The sequence below is a fragment of the Paenalcaligenes suwonensis genome, assembly GCF_011290505.1.
GTDB classification, from domain to species: Bacteria; Pseudomonadota; Gammaproteobacteria; order Burkholderiales; family Burkholderiaceae_B; genus Paenalcaligenes; species Paenalcaligenes suwonensis.
Genome location: NZ_JAANPV010000006.1, coordinates 279,821 through 296,761, shown reverse-complemented (window position 1 = coordinate 296,761; position 16,941 = coordinate 279,821). Strand labels below are relative to the sequence as shown.

Here is a 16,941-nt window from a genome sequence, read left to right as displayed (position 1 = left end):
TTGCGGCTATAGCGGCATCCAGCATCTTGATAGCTACATGCAATTTCTCATACTCAAGATGCGTAGCCCAAAACACTTTACTTACTGTTTTTGAGGCATCCATAACACCTTGTATCTCAGGGGATTGCAGTAAGGCTTGCTCGATCTCTCGAACCAAATCACACCTAAGTAGAAAATCTTTAGGCTGCGAACCACTTGGCTGAAACTTGAGAGAAAGAGAAAGTCTAGTGACTTGGTTATCACTCAAAACAGTCTTATTGGTCATATGACCTCCTATTTGGTTTTGGTAGACGCTCTGCAAAGCCTACGTAAGCGATGGGGAACCGACCCCCATGCAGAGCGCCTGCCAAAAAGCCCTGTAGAGAGGGCTAGGGGGGGCGGTTAGTCGGATGAGTCTGGTGTCAGGGCGTCAATAGCAGCCCCGACGCTACCGCGAAAATCAATGTCTGGCAGTATGGATTGGGGTTTGAACACTACTCGGTAGTGGTACATACTTGCGGGAGTAGGCTCTAGGTGCTCTACAAAGAAGGTCACGTTATCGGAAAGGCCGAGCATGTGTTTCTTGAATGAGCTGCGACCTACCTTGCAGGTTACGTGTAGAACGTGGCCGGACTGGCTGGTTTCAACGCTGCACAAGCCCTCGATACTGAGCATGTATCGGTCGGTGATGCCGTTGTAGAACACAATACGGCGGTTAACTTCAAACTGATCTGCAGCTTTAGAGACGTTGCGTGCAGCGATTTTTGCATCGTCGGTGTTGCATCCAGCTAGCAGTGCCGCTGCAATAAACACAACAGCTGCTTTCGTGATGTTCTTCATCGGTTCCTCGCTTCAGTAAGCACCACCATTGATGCTTACCAAAGCGGCCTATCGCTAGGCCGTTGGTGTTGCGTGGTTCCGTAAATGCTGCGGCACGGTTTCCTTACCGCCCCCTACCAAAATCATCAGGGGGGCGCCGAACCCTGCGCATGTTGTAGGCCTCACGCCAATCGCAGGAATGTATCTATTCGGTTTTTTGCTTTTCTTTGTGCCTGGGCGCAGCCGTTTCCCTTCCGCACCAAACACTTCACAGCGTGGCGCGTGGCGTCTTTGTGTGCCGTTATTCGCCGCCCCCGGTAATGCTGGGTCGGTGTGGTCCACACTGCTTGTTGTTAAAGATCGTTTGCAACTCTGTTGGGCTGCCCTTCGGGCTAGGCTTTGGTGAGTTGATGATTTAATTGAACCATAGTTCATTTTGCTATGTCAACTATAGTTTAAACTTAAGTTCAGATCATGTGGAGTGGCAGTGAAAAACAGAGGGAGAGAGCCGAGGATCAATGGATGAAACTATGCGGTGGACGCAAAAAAGCCCTCATTGCGAGGGCTTAGGCGTGAGAGATTGGCTTCGGTTAGTCTGGCTGACTAGCCTTAAGCTTATTGTGAATATCGACTATAAGGTCATTAGTGCTGGATATGCGTTCTGCTAAAACTGCGAGGAGTACGGTATAAAAGACTCCAAAACCAAGCCCTATAACTAGAGGCCAATTAATTACCTTATCAATCCTGGAGGATATGCCAAAGCTTGGGTTGCCTGGGTTAATTACTATTGTTTTTCCATACATAGCAAGCAGAACAACAGAAGCGATGATGGTGGCTATGACCAAAAGTATCGCTATATTAACTAGCGCTCCAGATGCTTTTCTTTCCATGTGATATCTCCCTGATAAAAAGATAGCTAGACTATAACCGATGGGGGCGGATGGCTCAGCCCACAAAAAAGCCGCCTAGAGAGGCGGCCGCGAATAGATATGATCTTTCTAAGAGAGGTTATATTTAACAATATCGGGCCCGAAAGGCGGGAAGTCAATAACAGGGAGATTGCTCCTGAAGCAGGATTGACCTACAAACTCTCTCCAGTATGGCCAGATGTCAAAAAGAACTCTGCTTCGGCCAAGTATGGATATCTCTGATTCAGATAGAGTAATTTTCTCTTTAGAGAAGAAGACGAGTCTAAATGTGGAGTTGAGAGTTGCTATAACCTTTTCTGGAATCAGGGTTGAGTTATCATCGTCATCGTCGTTTACTGCATCTGAGTCAGCAATAATGAGAGTAGTTCCGATATCAAGAGCTATAGTAGAGGAGTTGTCCTCATCACTGGACGGCTCAGCAAAACTATAACGCGTTGGGGCCCATTTCATCAGACTAACAGTATCTTCTTTGATTCCAGAGTACTGTTCATTTACATCGACCGAGAAGCTCCTCTGGTGTAAGCTTTTCAACTCTAACGCTCTGATTACTCTATAAAGTTCCTTTTGGTCCCTAATTTTCGTCTCACTCATGGCAGTGCATCTCAAAAACAGTATCTACGGTATCCAGAAGCTTAGGTGTAATGGTCTTTAATGAATCATGTCGCTTGTTTTTGAAAGAATACTCATATTTAATGGGTATTGTCTTTAAAGGTTCGGCATCCACAAACTCTACGAGAATTTCTTTTTTTAATGCACCAGCTAGTAAACAAAGAGTTTCCAGGGTTAGATTGGAGTCTCCGCTCATAACCTTAGTTACCCAAGACCTTGATCTATTAGTTAGCTTGGCCAAATCAGATCGTGAGAAATTATTCTCATCAAGGGCCTTTTCAATTTGAACGGCTATCTCCACCTTCAATGCCTCAAAAGATGATTCGTCTGAGGATAAAAACCATTGAAGCTCGTTGGGGGTAGGCGTGCTCATATTAAACTCCTTGGTTGTACTTTTTCTCAACGGCTGCTGCACTATTTAGGTCAGAGTCGCTGGTTTTTTGAGATTTCTTTAGGGCGGCGTGTGCTAAAACTATATGCGGGCCATCGTAAAAGCAATATACCCTTAAGCTGCCGCTCGAGAATCGCATAACTGTTAGCTTGCCAACGGTTCCGGCTTGATGAAACATTTCACTAGTTAGGCCTGCGTGACCTTGGTCAGCAAAACGCTTAAACATTATTTTGAACTTTTTAACATGCGCTGAGTGCTCGGACTGCTTACTCATTTGTTCAAGAAATGTCAGCACAGGAATGTCATGCTGAAAGCTATCTCTAATCTCGGTGTAAGCACGAACCTCCCTCACGGTTGAGGGTGAAGTGCTTTTGCTGATTACAGTATAGCATGTCATATTTTACTTTTAAGTAAACTTGTTGATGTTTGCTATTAATGAAACACCAACTAAATCTAGTTATATTCTCAACATAGGGCGCATAATCCGACCTTCTGCGCGGTGTTACTGCTGGGTGGCTACCCCTTACGAAGAGTCCACCAAGCCAGAACTTTTGCGCATACTATTATTGTGTCTGATGCGGTTCTAAGGTCATAGCGCTCCTCGTCTGGGTACTCATCCTTGTTATCGCTACTGATAATTAAAGTACCGCTGGCGAGTATTCTTGCTCGTTTCAATATAAATCGACCAGCAACATCTAGTACGTACAACCCCTCGCGATCGATTTCTCGCAAACTAACATCGACAAAAACTAGATCTTCATGGTGGATAGTGGGCTGCATACTTCTGCCAACACCGGTCATGATTTTTACGCGTTCAGGATTGGTTGTGCCTAGCTCCGCACGTGCCCAACGCTCTAAAACATCTAAGTGCTGAACTACCTGCACAGCCTCGCTGGACAGCATCCCATTACCCATTGAGGGTTGCGGTGATAGATGCTCCAAGCGGACGTATCCAGATGGGATGGGCAGGTTTCGCGTTACAGGGATTACCTCATTGCTAGGCTCCGACTCGGGTTCGCCATCCCCAGTAGCAAGCCAGTCGCTGTTGACGCCAAGAAGTCTTGCTGCAAATGAATTATTAGCGGCGTTTAGTGCTGACGACTTGCCATCCACGACTTTTTTTACAGCTTGATATGAAACACCTAGACGGCCTGATAGCCAGCGCTCATCAGCGCCAGCGCGTTTCATTGCCCAAACGAGTCTTTCTGAGTAATCAACCATGGTTGAAATATAAGCTAATAGTTGAGAACTATAGTTGCGAAATAACATGAACTATGGTTCAATTTGTGCATGAAAAAAGAAACCGCAATCAAACTTCTTGGTGGCTCAGTATCGCTGGCTGCCCAAAAAATAGGTATCACGTACCAGGCTGTCATGAAGTGGCCAGATGACCTGACTCCGGCGATTGCGGATCGAGTTATTGCGGCCATAGCACTGGAGAATCCATCTCAGTGGCCGAGAGTAGCAAGGCAACTAATTACAGATAAAACAAACCAGTCCACCCCCAAGGAGTCCAGTCATGCGTAATTTATATGCTCGTTTTGTTCTGTGGTTGATCCGACCCGCGCTAGAGCTTTGGGTTACCTCGCTGGTGGTACGAGAGCTGACGGAACAAACTTCTTTAGCTCGTGCTGTATCAGGGGTTCAAAAAGATCTTTCCTGCCCTCTTTTTGTAGATTGTTCATGTGTGCGTTGTATGCCGCCTGAATCTTCTCTTTCATCAACGGTTGGTCTTTCGCTGCGTCGATGAGCACCGCATTTATCAGCAATAGAGCATCAACTCTAGCAGCGAGCTGAGCTAATCCGGATAGGTTTGGTTTTTTATCGGAGTCGATTTCACTCATGGTCAATTCCTTTGGGAAAAGTTTGGTTATTGGAATCTCTGAATATACCCGACTGGGATTGACCACCCATTAATGCAGGTCATGCGAGTGTTGGAGCGGTTCAGTAGGTTCTCGCATGTCCTGCTCAAGACATAACCGCTCAAAGACAGAGCACAGTAGTTGGTCACTGATTTCTGAGTTTTCAGTGACGCCAGCGCAGATTGATTTGGCTTGTTGTAGTAAGCGTTCGGTCTGGGTCATGGGTTAGCTCCCTATCTATTCATTTATGTGCATGAAAGCACTTTACTCAACACAGGAATCATGGTCATGCGAAATGAATCGCACCGCTCGAAATTAGCAACGCTGATGCACTTTGTGGATCTATGGCGTGTTCGTGTGGGAAGTAGGGAGGCTGTTGCGCTGGCAATTGTGGAAGCGCACCAGAAATTTGGTATGCCCGAGGTAACAGGTATTCGCTTTGAAACCAATGGCGACCCGTTCACGTTGGCGAAGAACGCAGCTGATCGTATTTTCCGCTGGCTGGATGACAAAACCAAAGAATCCAACTTTATGCCAATGAACTTTGAGCAGTCTGTTCTGGCAGCAATGCCTAACGATCTGCGTTATGGCTATGTGTGTGAAATTCTGCGTCCATTCGGTTATTCGCCACGAATGATGATGTCGTGTCCGGATGGGGAGTTTGATGCAAATAAGAAAGCGCAAGTTGTGCTTAAAGAAAATACCGAAGCGACGCTGGCACTGATTGCGCTAAGTGAAAACTCGTCTGAGGAAGCTCATTTCAATGCACATAAAGAGCTGTGTGAAGCAATTGGCACTGCTCGAGGAGCAAGGGCTTCTCTTGAAGAGGTGATGTTTAAAAGAGGGATGGTAGTACCAAATGACTAAATCCAGCTTCATTGGGGGCGCAAAGCCACCTTATGGTACCGACTACACCGACCTATTCAAACTAGGTTGGTTTAACAATCCACGCGTAGCCAAAGCCTTTGGTGTGAATCATGACCAAGACAAGGCAAGCCGTACTTTTGCGATCAAGGCTGCAATTTATGAAGCAACTGGTGTCGATAGCTTAGCGAAGCTGCCACCGGCTGATTTTGTGCGTTTGATAGCTAGAAAGGGGCTGGCATTTACGTTGCCATCGTCTTTGAAAGCAGCAGCGGGTGTGTAGCTATGAGTAAAGCATGGAACAGCACTCTACGGGCCAGCAAGAAACCACTACGCGCTAAGAAACCGTGGGAACCAAAGGGAGGCATGAACCGCCCCCAAAAGTCCACGACTAGCAAGAAGAAGCCTATGTCATCGCGTGGCATGAGAGGTCGTCCGGTGACAGTAGAGCAGAAGCGCTTTCACGATCAGATGGCTAGCTTGGGCTGTATCGCCAGCTTGAAGGATGGTTTCTTTGATCCGATGGTGAGCATTCATCACATTGATGGGCGAACAAAGCCTAACGCGCACTGGTTGGTGTTGCCACTATCAGCAGGTAACCACCAGCACGGTACCGGTGCACCTGGTCGCATTGCCGTTCATCCGCATAAGGGCCAGTTTGAGGCTCGTTACGGAAAGCAAATGGATTTACTACGCGAGTGCATACAGATGCTACTAGCGCGTGGTGTAAATGTGCCAGAGGCAGCGCTAGAAGCTGCAGGCATGAAAAAAGAAAACCCAGCAGCTGTGGGGACAGTTCTGGGCGCGATTCAAAACAACCGGAGGTTTGAATGACTCAAATGATACCAATAAAACTCACAGGCAAGCAATTGGCTGATGAAGGAATAGCGTTGGCAAAAGACCATGCTGACTTCGTTACGCCTAATTGGAGCGATCGCATTATGTCTTTGTTTGAGGCATGGGTGCGCAAGCAGGACGAGCAATTCACTATTACGCACTTTCGTTTGTACGTAGCCGAGCATCATCCTGATCTGGTACCGCCAAGCTCAAACGCTTGGGGGGCGGTGGCTCGCTTGGCTGTTAAACGCCGCTTGGTGCATAACATTGGCTTTATGCCATCTATCTGCCGCTACACCAAGGGTCATCCAGTTAGAACGTATGTGAGGGTTGTATGAGCACCATCATCATGACGCAATGTTGGCCTTTACAGGGCATGAATGCGAGTCAGAAGGCAGTATTGATTAGCTTGGCTGATAACGCCAATGACGATGGTGTGTGCTGGCCTTCGGTTGCCTACATTGCTGTGCGTACTTGCTTATCTGAGCGTGCGGTACAGAACGCAATTAAGTTTTTGCAACAGGTTGGCATTTTGGTAGTTGCTGATCGTAATGGTCGTTCAAACGTGTACACGATCAAAGCGGACAATTACACACCTACCCCCCGCAAATCCTGCACCCATAACCATCAATAACCATCAAGGAACCGTAATAGAACCACCAAAGGCGCGCAAAGCACGCACTGAGGATTTGGAATTACCGGATTGGTTACCGGTTGAGCTTTGGGAAAAGTGGGATAGGTACAGAAAAAAAGTGTCGGGTAAGAAATGGACCATGGATGCCAAAGAGCTTTCTGTGGACACACTGGGGAAGCTACGAGCAGCAGGCAATGACATCACCAAGGTTGTAAACCAAAGCATTGAACGTGGTTGGACGGGGCTGTTTGAGCTTAAAGACCAACCGAAGACAGCACCAAGTGGTGGGAAGTTTAATGCGTCCGAGGCAATGCGTCGTCGTCGCGAAGAGCGTGGTGGAGAGCAAGAACCAGTGGAGGATGAAAATGTTATCGACGTTTGAACAGGAAAACCCTTGGTTGGTGCCAGTGGCGAAGCTGGAAGGCAAAACGCTGATGGAGCACTTGTACGGTCGGTTTAATGGCATGTATCCGTACCTCTGGAAAGCCAATTTCACGGACATGGATGCAATCACCGATTGGGAAATCTCATGGGCAGAGGCGTTTGCAGACGAAGGCATCAAGCCGGACGACATCGCTACAGGGCTGAAGGGTTGCCGGACAATGTTTCCTAAGCCGCCTAGCCTCACAGAGTTTCTTGGAGCTTGCCGACCATACTTGGAGCCAAGCACTGCATTTCATGAGGCTGTTGCAGGCATGCAGGCCAGAGCTAAGGGCGAGAACTTCACGTATTCACACCCAGCCATCTTCTTTGCGGCGGTAGCGGCCGGTCAGCACGACATCATGAACGGCTCATACGTAGGCATGCAGGAGCGCTGGAAGAAAGCATTAGCGGCACAGTTGGCTAAGAAGTCATGGCCTGAGATACCGGCACCCGTTAAGGCGCTGCCACCTCCTGTGGTAAGCAAGGCAGAGGCCATTAAGGAAAACAAGAAAGTTATGAGCATGGTCGGGGGCGCTGTAAACAACAACCGAGGCTTAGATTGGGTGCATAGGGTGTTTAAAAACCATAAGCATGTAGCGATGCGTTCCTTGCAGAATGCTATTGAAGTAGCTGAGAAACGCGGCATAGCCATTCCAGCAGAGGTGCGTGCGTGAACGAGGGCTATATTTTCACTGCTGATGGCAGCAGAAGGATTGGGTACCGCAAGCAGTGGGATGAGTCGTCTGCGGCTATTGGTTTTGTTTTCTTTCATCCATTTTGGTGGAGCGATCCAGTAGGGTCACGAGAGTGTGAGGCCAAGGCAAGAAACTTAGGTGGCGGTGGTGTAGATGTGCTTTTTCTAGACCCACACTTTAAGTCAGGCGATTTATGCGATGAAGTGCGAGTAAAGGCTATAGAGCAGCTTGAGCAGTGTCAGCCAGTAATAGCGTGCTGGTGGGGTAAGGATGGCTCACCTAGGACTGCCGAGCAGTATTTAGAGTTAGTGCGTGATTCAGGGTATCGCAACACGCTGCAGCATTTTGGGGTGGATAAAAAAGGCAGACCAAAGCGTTTCAATGCAATAGCTCGCACTAAACCGATTCCTTGGAGGTTGTGATGGCAGCAGTCATAACAGCGCGGGGGCGCAAGAAGACTCCAAAGTACAAGAACGTTAAAACGGTTGTAGACGGTCATAAGTTCGATAGCAAGAAAGAGGCTCGGCGGTACCAAGCACTAAAGCTATTACTGCAGGCTGGGGAGATTACTGATCTTGAGCTACAGAAACGCTACGAGCTGATACCTACGCAGCGCAAGTCAGATGGTACGGCGGTTCGAGTTGTCACCTACTACGCTGACTTTGTTTATATGCGTGACGGTGTTCAGGTTGTAGAGGATGTGAAAGGGGTGCGCACTGATGTGTTTGTACTCAAAAGCGCTTTGATGCTGCAGGTACACGGAATTGAAATCAAGGAGGTGTGATGCAAATACCTTCATGGGTCGAGTACGAGATACAGAACTGGGCGCGGATGCATTGGTTAGGAAGCATGCCCGGTCCGCGTCGGGTAGTGCAGGAGCCTCGACAGTGCATGTACCCGCTACAAGATGTGTACGAGGAAGAGCAAGACAACCCGCCGGTGAACTATGAGCGTGCGCAGCGTGTAGAGGGCCTATACCTGTTGCTGCCATACGAGGACCGCAGGGTGCTGCATGCTGAGTACACGCGCATCAAAGAGTACGGCAACATGCCTGACCACATCAGAGCAGAAGCAGCCAGTAGGAAAATAGGGATAACAGTGGATTACTACAAGTTAGCGCTGTTGAGTTTTAGAAAAAAGGTTTGGAGGGAGTTCAGGTGAAGTACGCAAAAGAGGTGATGGACTTAATGGCTGCTTATCCTGGGCGTGGCTTTAGGATGACTCAGATAGTGAATCATGTAGGTAAAGGGAGGCCGAAGTCGTTAACTGATAGGGACAGGTTGCGTAAAGGAGTAAGGCGTGTACTTGAGTCATTGGAGGAGCAGGGGGTAGTTGCTAAGTGCAGCGATGAGGTGGAAAGAGGAAGCCACTTTATGTACTCGTGGAAAGTGGGACATGGAGTTGTTGGAAAGTGGGACGCAAAGTGTGACAATACAAGCAAGCCAAGTTGCGTCTATAGGTTTTGAACACTAGCAAGCAGAATTACATAAACACCCGCCCATCGTGAGATCGGCGGGTTTTGTTATTTCTTAGGCATATCAGCTTTGATTGTGTTTAGGTAAATGATCAGCTGATCAATTTGCTCTTGGGTTGTTGCTATAGCGTAATCGCCTATGGTTGCTCTCAGCACCTCATGATGATCCATCCAGAACAGACTCTGGTCGACATACGCAAGATATTGGTCTGGGTTTAGGCTTCGCATTGATGGAATGTCAATAACGTCGTCATTTATCCGGAAGTTAACGGTTTGGTTCAGTATGTCAGGCATCTAAAGGAAACTCCTTCGGTTTGGCAGGGGTTATAGCTAAGTTCTCCTTGCATAGTGTGCCATGACAAGGTGCGATTTGAAATCACAGTAGTCCAAAGGTGCGTCATGCGTTTTTATCTATGCATCATTGAGCGTGAAGCTTTGCCTAAGATGGATAGGGTGGCATTAGTTGATGCCCCTGGTTGGATATGCTTGGAAGAGATTCAAGCTGTTGGCTGGCAGGAGGCGCGTGAGCTTATAGAGGAGCGAAGTCTAGTGTGTGTGGATGGATATGGGTGGTTTATCTTTATAAATGAGAGTGATTCTCATCTGGAAGAGAGCCGGGGGCCCCTAGAAAAAAGGATGTGGTAAGGGGAGTTCTAACCCCCGACTGTCTCTGTTTACGAAATTTTTGAAAGGGGAGGGGGGTAATAATAATTTGCCCTGAAACCCTTTGTTTATGCGGAAATACCCAAAAAAACGCCTTCGGAAATGACAGGGGGGGTTATATTTTGGTCAATTACTGACCATAGGGGGTTATATTTTTAGGGGGTGGGTATGGCTCGCGTCACTACCAATGCAAAACGTGAGGCTGCGTACTTAGCACGCGTTCAAAAGCAAGTGCCTTATGCCACTTCGATAGCCCTCAATAACATAGCAAAAGCCGCTGAGCTTCACGTTAAGGGGTTGATGCCTAATGTCTTTGATCGACCCACTCCGTTTACTTTACGGTCGCTAAGACTTGAGCGGGCAAATAAGCGTAAGTTAGAAGCTAAGCTATCGTTTAAGGATTTTGCAGGTAAGGGTGTAGCCGCATCCACTTACCTTTGGCCTCAAGTGCATGGTGGTGGCCGTAAGAAAAAACGTTTTGAGCATTCACTTTCCCAAGTGGGGCCTAGCACTTACTACGTGCCTGCTGGCGGCGCTGAACAAGACGCCTATGGCAATATGTCTAGAGGGCAGCTAGTAAAGGTTCTTTCTTATCTGCAGGCATTTGGTGAGCAGGGCTATAGAGCTAATGCAACACCAAACAGCATGAAGCGTACTGCCCGCAATGTTCGTGGCAAGGATGGCTATAAACGCATTAATGGTGTCGTGTACTTCATTTCTCGCGGCAAGGGCTCTATGTCTGGCAACCGTGAGCAGCATCTGCCCGCGGGCGTTTATGTGAAATCCGGTATTCATGGATCGACATTGAAAATGGTGCTTCGTGCTGTCGATAAAGAGCCAGTATATGCGCCACGCCTACCATTCTATGAGTCGATAGAGGAAGTCTACGACGGGGCGTTTGATAGAGAGTTCAACAGCGCGTTGGATTTGGCAATGAAGACGGCGAAATAATGGACCTAACGAAAAGGATATCGCAGGCCAAGTTTGCTCAATTGGTCGGCATTACGCAGCCTGCTGTTAGTGGGCTCATTTCACGTGGCATTTTGCAGGTCCGTGACACTGGTGAAAACTGGGTGATTGCGTACTGTGGGCATTTGCGTGATATCGCATCAGGCCGTACAGGTAGTAATGCAGAGGGGTTTGACCCGGACAAGGAACTGGGTAGGTTGCGAGCTGCGCAAGCTGACAAGGTAGAAATGGCGAACCTTGAGCGGCGCGCCGAACTGGCACCAGTGTCTGTTATCGAAGAGGTTCTGGTGCGCTCCGGCGTGAAAGTCGCGTCCTTGCTTGACGCAATCCCTAGTTCAATCAAGCGACGGGTACCAAGTTTAACTGATGCAGAAATAGGTTTTATTAGGCGTGAAATAGCGCATGCCCGCAATGCGGTGGCAAACCTGAGCTTAGAGGACATCGAAGGGGAAGAAACCGAGGAGTAAAACATGCGGGTCACGGATAATCGCGCGGCTATTGTCCGTGCCCTGCGTAGAGGGCTATCGGCGTTTTCGGCACCAGAGCCAATGTCACTTCTTCAGTGGGCAGAGAAGAATTTTTATCTGTCTGCAGAATCATCGCAGCAAGAACAGAATTGGCGTTCATGGCCTTTTCAGAGAGGGATATTGGCCTGTTTTGGTAGTGATGATGTCCATGAAGTCAATGTAATCAAATCGGCAAGGGTTGGATATACAAAGATGCTGCTTGCTGCGATTGGCTATTTCGCAGAGCATCGAAAACGAAACCAAGCGCTATGGCAGCCAACGGATGGTGCGCGAGACGACTTTGTGAAGTCTGAAATTGACACCATGATTCGTGACGTTACGGCGTTGCATCCAATATTCCCTTACAGAAATTCAAGGCATAAAGACAATACCCTAGAGTTAAAGAAGTTTATCGGCAGCATGTTGTATCTGCGTGGTGGTACTTCTGCTGATAACTTCCGTAGGCTGACAGTTAGTGTGGCTCTCATTGACGAGTTTAGTTCTTTCGATAGCAATATTGATGGAGAGGGCGATCCAGCAACACTGGCGCAAAAACGTTTAGAAGGGGCAACTTTTCCAAAGCTAATTATTGGCTCTACACCTAAGTTGAAAGGTGTGTGCTTAATGGAAAAGCAGGCCGAATCTGCGGACGCGCGTTATCAATACCATATTCCATGTATCCATTGTGATGAGCTTCACCCGTTGACATGGGGCGGCAAGGATGAGCCTCATGGATTCAAGTGGGTAGAGGGCGACCCTGATACAGTCAAGCATTTATGCCCACATTGCGGGGCATTTAGCACTCAGGGGGATTACCTTTCTGTGGCTGAGAGGGGAGTGTGGGTTGGCGATGACGGTACAACCATAGATCAAAATGGGGTGTTTAGGAGTCCTGAAGGGGAAGTGGTGCATGCGCACTTGAGAATTGCCTTTCATGTTTGGACTGCATATAGCCCGGTAAAGTCTTGGGCAGAAATAGTGGAGGATTTTCTCAAAGCCCACAAGGAAGCTCTATTCGGTGAAATGGAGAAAATGCAGGCCTTTTGGAATACAACTTTAGGCCGCACGTGGGAAGGGGAGATTGAGAGGATTGAAACTGACGATTTGCAGCGTCGCGCTGAAATCGAAGGTTTCCAAGCACCTGGTATTAGCGATGAGCTGGTACCCAAAGATTGCATGCTGCTATTGGCTGGTGCTGACGTTCAGGGCAACCGCCTTGAGGTTGGGGTTTGGGGCTTTGGGAAAGGCGGTCAAATGTGGTCGATTGATCACCACATAATATTTGGTAACCCCTCCGAGGATCAGGTGTGGGATGAGCTAGAGGAGTTTCTTTTTGAGCGCAGATACCTACATGAGTGCGGCGAGCAAATACCAATCTATGCGACTGCTATTGATACGGGTGGTCACCATACACATGCGGTGTATGAGTTTGCGCGGAAAAACGTGCGTAGACGTGTTTATGCAATTAAAGGGAGACCCACTGGTGAGAAAAACATCAAAGATGGCGTTACGCAGGTTGATATTGACTGGCGTGGGAAAAAGCGCAAGAAGGGTGTTCGTCTTTGGTGGGTGGGTACCAATATGGCCAAGGACTTGCTGTATGGCAGATTGCAAGTAGAGAAGCTTGGTGCAGGTTACGTTCACCTTGCTGCAAATATGTCAGATGAGTGGTTCCGTCAGCTTTCCGCTGAGGTAAGGGCTATACGTAAGACAGCTTATGGCAGCCGTTCAGTTTGGACGCCAATACGTACCCGAAACGAAGTTCTAGACTGTAGTGTTTACGCGCTATGGCTAGAGCAACACTTGGAGCTATCCAGAAAATCAGATGCATGGTGGCAGCGCCTAATGGACAAATTAGGCATAGAAGACGACGAGCCAATTCCTAAAGAGGATGAGGATTCACAAACAAATGACAAGACGCCCGCTAAGACGGGCGTTTCTGTTTCTAAGCCCAGAACAAAACCGGCCTCTAGTGTCAGGCGGCCTGCGGTGAGAACGGGGTCATCTAGTTACTTACGGAGCAGACGCTAATGGCGTACACACGTTCAGACTTAGATGCAGTGAACAAGGCAATTGCCAGTGGGCTGCTAGAGGTCAAGTATGGGGATAAGTCGGTCCGGTACCCAAGTATGGCTGACCTTATTAAAGCAAAACAGCACATTGTGGCTGAGATAAATGCTAGTGAGGGACGGCGCAAGCCTTGGGTGTTCCGTATTCGGAATAAGGGCAAGGGGGTGTGATGCGGTACAAAGCACTGAATCAGATTGGATTCGTCCTGCCAACACGCCTAAATGCAGCATCCTCATCAGCTTATGAGGGAGGTAGCGCGACAGGTAGTAGGTCAAAAAACTGGAACCCATCAGCCGCTGGCCCTAATAGCGCAGCAACGGGAAATTTGACGACGATTCGCCGTAGGGCAAGGGATGCAGTACGTAACGATCCATGGGCGAAAACGGCTGTTGCGCGGTGGGTTTCCAATGTAATCGGTACTGGCATACAGCCCTACCCAAGACATCCAGACGCAGGGGTTCGCAAAGACCTCAAGGAGCTATGGCGAGATTGGGTGAATGAGTCTGATGCGGATGGTCGTCTTGGGTTCTATGGGCAGCAGGCGCTGGCAGCACGGGGAATATTTACTGATGGGGAGACTCTGGCGCGTATTAGATTGCGCCGTCCAGAGGATGACTTGGTGGTCCCCATGCAGGTGCAGCAGCTAGAGGGTGATTTTCTACCGGTTGAGGAAACCAAAACCCTTCCTAATGGGCATGAAGTCATAAACGGCGTTGAATTTGACCAACTTGGTCGTCGTGTGTCCTATCACTTGTGGAACAGACACCCAGCAGAGCAGGGTGGGATGGGCTACAGAGAGTTGCGGCAGGTTCCAGCAGATATGGTGGTGCATGCTTATCCAGTGCTAAGGCCGGGGCAAGTTCGTGGTGTCTCAGAACTGGCCACCATCTTATTGCGCTTGAAGACGCTAGATAACTTCGACGATGCCGTGGCTTTTCGTCAGGAGGTATCCAACCTGTTTGCCGGTTATGTCGTCACTAGAGACGATGAGAGCGAAGGCCCAGATCCTACGGCGGGTATGGGGGATGGAGTTGAGCTTGATGATGACGGGGTGCACCTTATCGGGATGGAGCCGGGGTCAGTGACGTCATTGCCGCACGGCACAGACATTAAGTTTGCTTCACCACCGGGGGCGCCTGATAACTATTCAGAGTTTATGCGCCAGCAACTTATGGCGGCTTTCGCTTCGGTAGGTATGCCATACGAAACCACATCAGGTGATTTGCGAGGAATTAGCGACCGCACATTGCGTGTGATTGTTAATGAGTTTCATCGTCAGGTGGAGCAATACCAGTGGTCTGTGTTTATCCATCAATGGTGTAGGCCAATTTGGAATGCTTGGATAGATGCCATTTCGTTGTCTGGGATTATCCCCGTGAAATACATGGATCGAAGACTGTTCAAGCGAGTGCTGTGGGTTCCACAGGGCTGGGCGTATTTCAATCCTGTTCAGGACGTAAAAGCCAACACTGATGCTGTCAGGGCTGGTTTTATGTCCCGCTCGGCAATCATCCTTGCTCAGGGAGAAGACCCAGAGGAAGTTGCAGAGCAAATGCGCACAGATAATGATCAGGCTGATTCAATGGGCCTGTCCTTAGATAGCGACTCACGTCACGCGCGTAATAAGGGATTGGAGTCGGACCTTGATGATCCACCTTATGTGCAGTAGCGAATTAATTAATTTACGGAGGCAACATGCCTAAGCATTTTTACACCCTTCAAGCAAAGGACGTGGAGGGTGAAAAAGTCGTAGAGCTACGCATCTATGACGAGATTGGTTTCTGGGGAGTTACAGCCAAGCAGTTTATTGAGCAGTTGGATGAGGCGTCAGCAGGCGCCACCAAGATACTGGTTTCTTTGAATAGTCCAGGCGGCAATGTGTTTGACGCCTTTGCTATTTACAACGCCCTAATGCGCAGCAAACTCCATGTCATTACTAGGGTGGATGGAGTGGCAGCGTCGGCAGCATCACTCATTTTCATGGCTGGTGGCGAACGTGTAATGCCAGAGAACGCCATGCTGATGATCCATAACGCATGGATCGTCACAGGCGGTACAGCAGATGAGTTGCGTACTACTGCTGACATGATGGATAAGGCACGTAATGGCATTGTGGCTGCTTATGCGCGTAGTGGTTTGGAAGAAGAAAAAATCATTGAAATGATGGATGCCACGACATGGATGGATGCTTTAGAGGCGCAATCCATGGGTTTTTGTACCGTCATGGAAGAGCCGGTCAAGATGGTTGCATCGGCTGCGGCTATGGGGATTTTGGAACGCTTACCTGATGTGCCACAAAACCTCATTGATGAGTTGAGTAACAGCGATGATCCAGAACCAACGCCCGAACCAGTTCCAGAGCCTGAGCCTGAGCCTGAGCCTGAGCCTGAGCCAGCCCCGGCGCCTGAACCTATACCAGAGCCAGTAAACAGCCTACCTGCAACTGAGTTGGCTGCAAAAGTGGTTTCTATGTGCCAAACAAAAGGTATCCCCTCTCTATCAACTGCGGTTTTGTTGTCTGGTGGGCTTGAAAGTATTCAGCAAGCAGAAGCAAGGGTGGAGGAGGCGGATCAAATTATGAGTTTGTGTGCCTCAGCAAAACTGTCTGATCGTGCTGCGGAGTTTATTAAAGCTGGCTTGGGTGTAGAGCAAGTCCGAGAGCGGTTGCTTGATCACGTGGTCCAAGCATCCGATCAGGTTCAAGTGAGTAACCTACAACGCGAAAATACAGGTTCATTGCAGGCTACGCAGCAGCCAGTCTTGGACCCTTCCAAAATTTATGCTGCACGAAAATCGTTAATTAAAAAGGGGTAATCATGGGATTTACTGAGCAGAAGCCACGTGCAGCAGACTTTCTGATGTCGGAGGCAAATGGGCAGCGTTCTCGCGAAAACATTGTGGTGATCGGAGTAGAAACTGATCTGTATGCTGGTCAGTTACTAGCCTTACGAGCAGATGGTAATTATGAACCATACAAAGGTCCGGGCGATGATGAAGAAAATCCGGTAAAGGCGGCGGGGGTGCTCTATGCAGGTCTTCCGGCATCAACGGAGCTGCGTCAAGCGGTTTGCATTAAGCGTGATGCCGAGGTGGCTAAAGAGTTGCTTATCGGACTGGATAAGCCTGCACAATTCGAGTTAGCAGCGCTAGGCATTGTGGGACGTTAGAAAAATTCGCCAGCGAAGAGACCGCCAAACGGCGGTTTTTTTATTTCTGA

Annotated in this window: 27 protein-coding genes; 18 read left to right on the top strand and 9 right to left on the bottom strand. The window is 48.7% G+C overall.

Annotated elements, in window-relative coordinates:
- The 7 genes from GY634_RS11520 to GY634_RS11490 form a co-directional block, all read right to left on the bottom strand.
- Positions 1 to 265, bottom strand: a 265-nt coding sequence (locus GY634_RS11520; RefSeq protein ID WP_166408671.1) for a hypothetical protein, incomplete at its 3' end; no start/stop codon positions are given.
- A gap of 116 nt (positions 266 to 381) precedes the next feature.
- On the bottom strand, positions 382 to 819 hold the full coding sequence (locus GY634_RS11515) for a beta-sandwich lipoprotein (protein ID WP_166408670.1): 438 nt from the start codon (positions 817 to 819) through the stop codon (positions 382 to 384).
- 569 nt (positions 820 to 1,388) lie between these two features.
- On the bottom strand, positions 1,389 to 1,688 hold the full coding sequence (locus tag GY634_RS11510) for a hypothetical protein (protein WP_166408669.1): 300 nt from the start codon (positions 1,686 to 1,688) through the stop codon (positions 1,389 to 1,391).
- Between the two features lie 108 nt (positions 1,689 to 1,796).
- Positions 1,797 to 2,318, bottom strand: coding sequence for a hypothetical protein (locus GY634_RS11505; RefSeq protein WP_166408668.1), 522 nt, complete (start codon positions 2,316 to 2,318; stop codon positions 1,797 to 1,799).
- On the bottom strand, positions 2,311 to 2,709 hold the full coding sequence (locus tag GY634_RS11500; protein ID WP_166408667.1) for a helix-turn-helix domain-containing protein: 399 nt from the start codon (positions 2,707 to 2,709) through the stop codon (positions 2,311 to 2,313). Before GY634_RS11500 ends, GY634_RS11505 begins: the two co-directional genes overlap by 8 nt.
- A 1-nt stretch (position 2,710) precedes the next feature.
- Positions 2,711 to 3,022: a type II toxin-antitoxin system RelE/ParE family toxin gene (locus GY634_RS11495; RefSeq protein WP_166408666.1), complete on the bottom strand. Its 312-nt coding sequence runs from the start codon at positions 3,020 to 3,022 to the stop codon at positions 2,711 to 2,713.
- Between the two features lie 221 nt (positions 3,023 to 3,243).
- Positions 3,244 to 3,996 carry a S24 family peptidase gene (locus GY634_RS11490; protein ID WP_166408665.1) on the bottom strand — a complete coding sequence of 251 codons (753 nt, stop codon included), beginning with the start codon at positions 3,994 to 3,996 and terminating at the stop codon, positions 3,244 to 3,246.
- Positions 3,997 to 4,017: 21 nt separating this feature from the next.
- Between GY634_RS11490 and GY634_RS17160 the strand changes: the two genes are divergently transcribed.
- Positions 4,018 to 4,254, top strand: a complete 237-nt coding sequence (locus GY634_RS17160; RefSeq protein ID WP_207625584.1) for a helix-turn-helix domain-containing protein — start codon at positions 4,018 to 4,020, stop codon at positions 4,252 to 4,254.
- 53 nt (positions 4,255 to 4,307) lie between these two features.
- Here the strand turns inward: GY634_RS17160 and GY634_RS11480 are convergent, their stop codons facing one another.
- Positions 4,308 to 4,571: a hypothetical protein gene (locus tag GY634_RS11480; protein ID WP_166408664.1), complete on the bottom strand. Its 264-nt coding sequence runs from the start codon at positions 4,569 to 4,571 to the stop codon at positions 4,308 to 4,310.
- Between the two features lie 69 nt (positions 4,572 to 4,640).
- Complete coding sequence (locus tag GY634_RS11475; protein ID WP_166408663.1) at positions 4,641 to 4,811, bottom strand: hypothetical protein; 171 nt, start codon at positions 4,809 to 4,811, stop codon at positions 4,641 to 4,643.
- Between the two features lie 66 nt (positions 4,812 to 4,877).
- Between GY634_RS11475 and GY634_RS11470 the strand changes: the two genes are divergently transcribed.
- From GY634_RS11470 to GY634_RS11395, 17 genes are all read left to right on the top strand, one after another.
- On the top strand, positions 4,878 to 5,456 hold the full coding sequence (locus tag GY634_RS11470) for a hypothetical protein (RefSeq protein ID WP_166408662.1): 579 nt from the start codon (positions 4,878 to 4,880) through the stop codon (positions 5,454 to 5,456).
- Positions 5,449 to 5,736 carry a hypothetical protein gene (locus GY634_RS11465; RefSeq protein ID WP_166408661.1) on the top strand — a complete coding sequence of 96 codons (288 nt, stop codon included), beginning with the start codon at positions 5,449 to 5,451 and terminating at the stop codon, positions 5,734 to 5,736. Before GY634_RS11470 ends, GY634_RS11465 begins: the two co-directional genes overlap by 8 nt.
- A gap of 2 nt (positions 5,737 to 5,738) precedes the next feature.
- A complete protein-coding gene (locus GY634_RS11460) occupies positions 5,739 to 6,287 on the top strand; it encodes a Ref family recombination enhancement nuclease (RefSeq protein ID WP_242683692.1) in 549 nt (182 codons plus the stop codon).
- A complete protein-coding gene (locus GY634_RS11455) occupies positions 6,284 to 6,628 on the top strand; it encodes a hypothetical protein (RefSeq protein WP_166408660.1) in 345 nt (114 codons plus the stop codon). The genes GY634_RS11460 and GY634_RS11455 overlap by 4 nt, the downstream gene beginning before the upstream one ends.
- Positions 6,625 to 6,924 carry a helix-turn-helix domain-containing protein gene (locus GY634_RS11450; RefSeq protein WP_166408659.1) on the top strand — a complete coding sequence of 100 codons (300 nt, stop codon included), beginning with the start codon at positions 6,625 to 6,627 and terminating at the stop codon, positions 6,922 to 6,924. The genes GY634_RS11455 and GY634_RS11450 overlap by 4 nt, the downstream gene beginning before the upstream one ends.
- A 55-nt stretch (positions 6,925 to 6,979) precedes the next feature.
- On the top strand, positions 6,980 to 7,306 hold the full coding sequence (locus GY634_RS11445; RefSeq protein ID WP_166408658.1) for a hypothetical protein: 327 nt from the start codon (positions 6,980 to 6,982) through the stop codon (positions 7,304 to 7,306).
- The gene (locus tag GY634_RS11440) at positions 7,290 to 8,021 is read left to right on the top strand and encodes a hypothetical protein (RefSeq protein ID WP_166408657.1); all 732 of its coding nucleotides are present in this window, start codon (positions 7,290 to 7,292) and stop codon (positions 8,019 to 8,021) included. Before GY634_RS11445 ends, GY634_RS11440 begins: the two co-directional genes overlap by 17 nt.
- Positions 8,018 to 8,464 carry a DUF1643 domain-containing protein gene (locus GY634_RS11435; protein ID WP_166408656.1) on the top strand — a complete coding sequence of 149 codons (447 nt, stop codon included), beginning with the start codon at positions 8,018 to 8,020 and terminating at the stop codon, positions 8,462 to 8,464. The genes GY634_RS11440 and GY634_RS11435 overlap by 4 nt, the downstream gene beginning before the upstream one ends.
- A complete protein-coding gene (locus tag GY634_RS11430) occupies positions 8,464 to 8,826 on the top strand; it encodes a DUF1064 domain-containing protein (RefSeq protein WP_166408655.1) in 363 nt (120 codons plus the stop codon). The genes GY634_RS11435 and GY634_RS11430 overlap by 1 nt, the downstream gene beginning before the upstream one ends.
- Positions 8,826 to 9,203: a hypothetical protein gene (locus GY634_RS11425; protein ID WP_166408654.1), complete on the top strand. Its 378-nt coding sequence runs from the start codon at positions 8,826 to 8,828 to the stop codon at positions 9,201 to 9,203. Before GY634_RS11430 ends, GY634_RS11425 begins: the two co-directional genes overlap by 1 nt.
- A 1,144-nt stretch (positions 9,204 to 10,347) precedes the next feature.
- On the top strand, positions 10,348 to 11,130 hold the full coding sequence (locus GY634_RS11420; protein WP_166408653.1) for a hypothetical protein: 783 nt from the start codon (positions 10,348 to 10,350) through the stop codon (positions 11,128 to 11,130).
- Entirely contained in the window at positions 11,130 to 11,615 is a 486-nt protein-coding gene (locus tag GY634_RS11415; RefSeq protein WP_242683691.1) for a terminase small subunit, read from the top strand. Before GY634_RS11420 ends, GY634_RS11415 begins: the two co-directional genes overlap by 1 nt.
- A 3-nt stretch (positions 11,616 to 11,618) precedes the next feature.
- Positions 11,619 to 13,685 carry a phage terminase large subunit family protein gene (locus GY634_RS11410; RefSeq protein WP_166408652.1) on the top strand — a complete coding sequence of 689 codons (2,067 nt, stop codon included), beginning with the start codon at positions 11,619 to 11,621 and terminating at the stop codon, positions 13,683 to 13,685.
- Positions 13,685 to 13,894 carry a phage head-tail joining protein gene (locus GY634_RS17445; protein WP_423227299.1) on the top strand — a complete coding sequence of 70 codons (210 nt, stop codon included), beginning with the start codon at positions 13,685 to 13,687 and terminating at the stop codon, positions 13,892 to 13,894. Before GY634_RS11410 ends, GY634_RS17445 begins: the two co-directional genes overlap by 1 nt.
- Positions 13,894 to 15,393: a phage portal protein gene (locus GY634_RS11405; protein WP_166408651.1), complete on the top strand. Its 1,500-nt coding sequence runs from the start codon at positions 13,894 to 13,896 to the stop codon at positions 15,391 to 15,393. Before GY634_RS17445 ends, GY634_RS11405 begins: the two co-directional genes overlap by 1 nt.
- A gap of 26 nt (positions 15,394 to 15,419) precedes the next feature.
- Positions 15,420 to 16,538, top strand: coding sequence for a head maturation protease, ClpP-related (locus tag GY634_RS17155; protein ID WP_207625583.1), 1,119 nt, complete (start codon positions 15,420 to 15,422; stop codon positions 16,536 to 16,538).
- Positions 16,539 to 16,540: 2 nt separating this feature from the next.
- Positions 16,541 to 16,891 carry a head decoration protein gene (locus tag GY634_RS11395; protein ID WP_166408650.1) on the top strand — a complete coding sequence of 117 codons (351 nt, stop codon included), beginning with the start codon at positions 16,541 to 16,543 and terminating at the stop codon, positions 16,889 to 16,891.
- The last annotated feature ends 50 nt before the right edge of the window (positions 16,892 to 16,941 follow it).

What these genes read in the sequence shown, in the direction of transcription:
- GY634_RS11500 (WP_166408667.1), bottom strand. Translation starts at nt 2,709, where the DNA reads ATGAGCACGCCTACCCCCAACGAGCTTCAATGGTTTTTATCCTCAGAC.
- GY634_RS11515 (WP_166408670.1), bottom strand. Translation starts at nt 819, where the DNA reads ATGAAGAACATCACGAAAGCAGCTGTTGTGTTTATTGCAGCGGCACTG.
- GY634_RS17155 (WP_207625583.1), top strand. Translation starts at nt 15,420, where the DNA reads ATGCCTAAGCATTTTTACACCCTTCAAGCAAAGGACGTGGAGGGTGAA.
- GY634_RS11430 (WP_166408655.1), top strand. Translation starts at nt 8,464, where the DNA reads ATGGCAGCAGTCATAACAGCGCGGGGGCGCAAGAAGACTCCAAAGTAC.
- GY634_RS11490 (WP_166408665.1), bottom strand. Translation starts at nt 3,996, where the DNA reads ATGTTATTTCGCAACTATAGTTCTCAACTATTAGCTTATATTTCAACC.
- GY634_RS11440 (WP_166408657.1), top strand. Translation starts at nt 7,290, where the DNA reads ATGTTATCGACGTTTGAACAGGAAAACCCTTGGTTGGTGCCAGTGGCG.
- GY634_RS11405 (WP_166408651.1), top strand. Translation starts at nt 13,894, where the DNA reads ATGCGGTACAAAGCACTGAATCAGATTGGATTCGTCCTGCCAACACGC.
- GY634_RS17445 (WP_423227299.1), top strand. Translation starts at nt 13,685, where the DNA reads ATGGCGTACACACGTTCAGACTTAGATGCAGTGAACAAGGCAATTGCC.
- GY634_RS17160 (WP_207625584.1), top strand. Translation starts at nt 4,018, where the DNA reads ATGAAAAAAGAAACCGCAATCAAACTTCTTGGTGGCTCAGTATCGCTG.
- GY634_RS11510 (WP_166408669.1), bottom strand. Translation starts at nt 1,688, where the DNA reads ATGGAAAGAAAAGCATCTGGAGCGCTAGTTAATATAGCGATACTTTTG.
- GY634_RS11415 (WP_242683691.1), top strand. Translation starts at nt 11,130, where the DNA reads ATGGACCTAACGAAAAGGATATCGCAGGCCAAGTTTGCTCAATTGGTC.
- GY634_RS11395 (WP_166408650.1), top strand. Translation starts at nt 16,541, where the DNA reads ATGGGATTTACTGAGCAGAAGCCACGTGCAGCAGACTTTCTGATGTCG.
- GY634_RS11455 (WP_166408660.1), top strand. Translation starts at nt 6,284, where the DNA reads ATGACTCAAATGATACCAATAAAACTCACAGGCAAGCAATTGGCTGAT.
- GY634_RS11460 (WP_242683692.1), top strand. Translation starts at nt 5,739, where the DNA reads ATGAGTAAAGCATGGAACAGCACTCTACGGGCCAGCAAGAAACCACTA.
- GY634_RS11475 (WP_166408663.1), bottom strand. Translation starts at nt 4,811, where the DNA reads ATGACCCAGACCGAACGCTTACTACAACAAGCCAAATCAATCTGCGCT.
- GY634_RS11420 (WP_166408653.1), top strand. Translation starts at nt 10,348, where the DNA reads ATGGCTCGCGTCACTACCAATGCAAAACGTGAGGCTGCGTACTTAGCA.
- GY634_RS11425 (WP_166408654.1), top strand. Translation starts at nt 8,826, where the DNA reads ATGCAAATACCTTCATGGGTCGAGTACGAGATACAGAACTGGGCGCGG.
- GY634_RS11465 (WP_166408661.1), top strand. Translation starts at nt 5,449, where the DNA reads ATGACTAAATCCAGCTTCATTGGGGGCGCAAAGCCACCTTATGGTACC.
- GY634_RS11450 (WP_166408659.1), top strand. Translation starts at nt 6,625, where the DNA reads ATGAGCACCATCATCATGACGCAATGTTGGCCTTTACAGGGCATGAAT.
- GY634_RS11505 (WP_166408668.1), bottom strand. Translation starts at nt 2,318, where the DNA reads ATGAGTGAGACGAAAATTAGGGACCAAAAGGAACTTTATAGAGTAATC.
- GY634_RS11480 (WP_166408664.1), bottom strand. Translation starts at nt 4,571, where the DNA reads ATGAGTGAAATCGACTCCGATAAAAAACCAAACCTATCCGGATTAGCT.
- GY634_RS11470 (WP_166408662.1), top strand. Translation starts at nt 4,878, where the DNA reads ATGCGAAATGAATCGCACCGCTCGAAATTAGCAACGCTGATGCACTTT.
- GY634_RS11410 (WP_166408652.1), top strand. Translation starts at nt 11,619, where the DNA reads ATGCGGGTCACGGATAATCGCGCGGCTATTGTCCGTGCCCTGCGTAGA.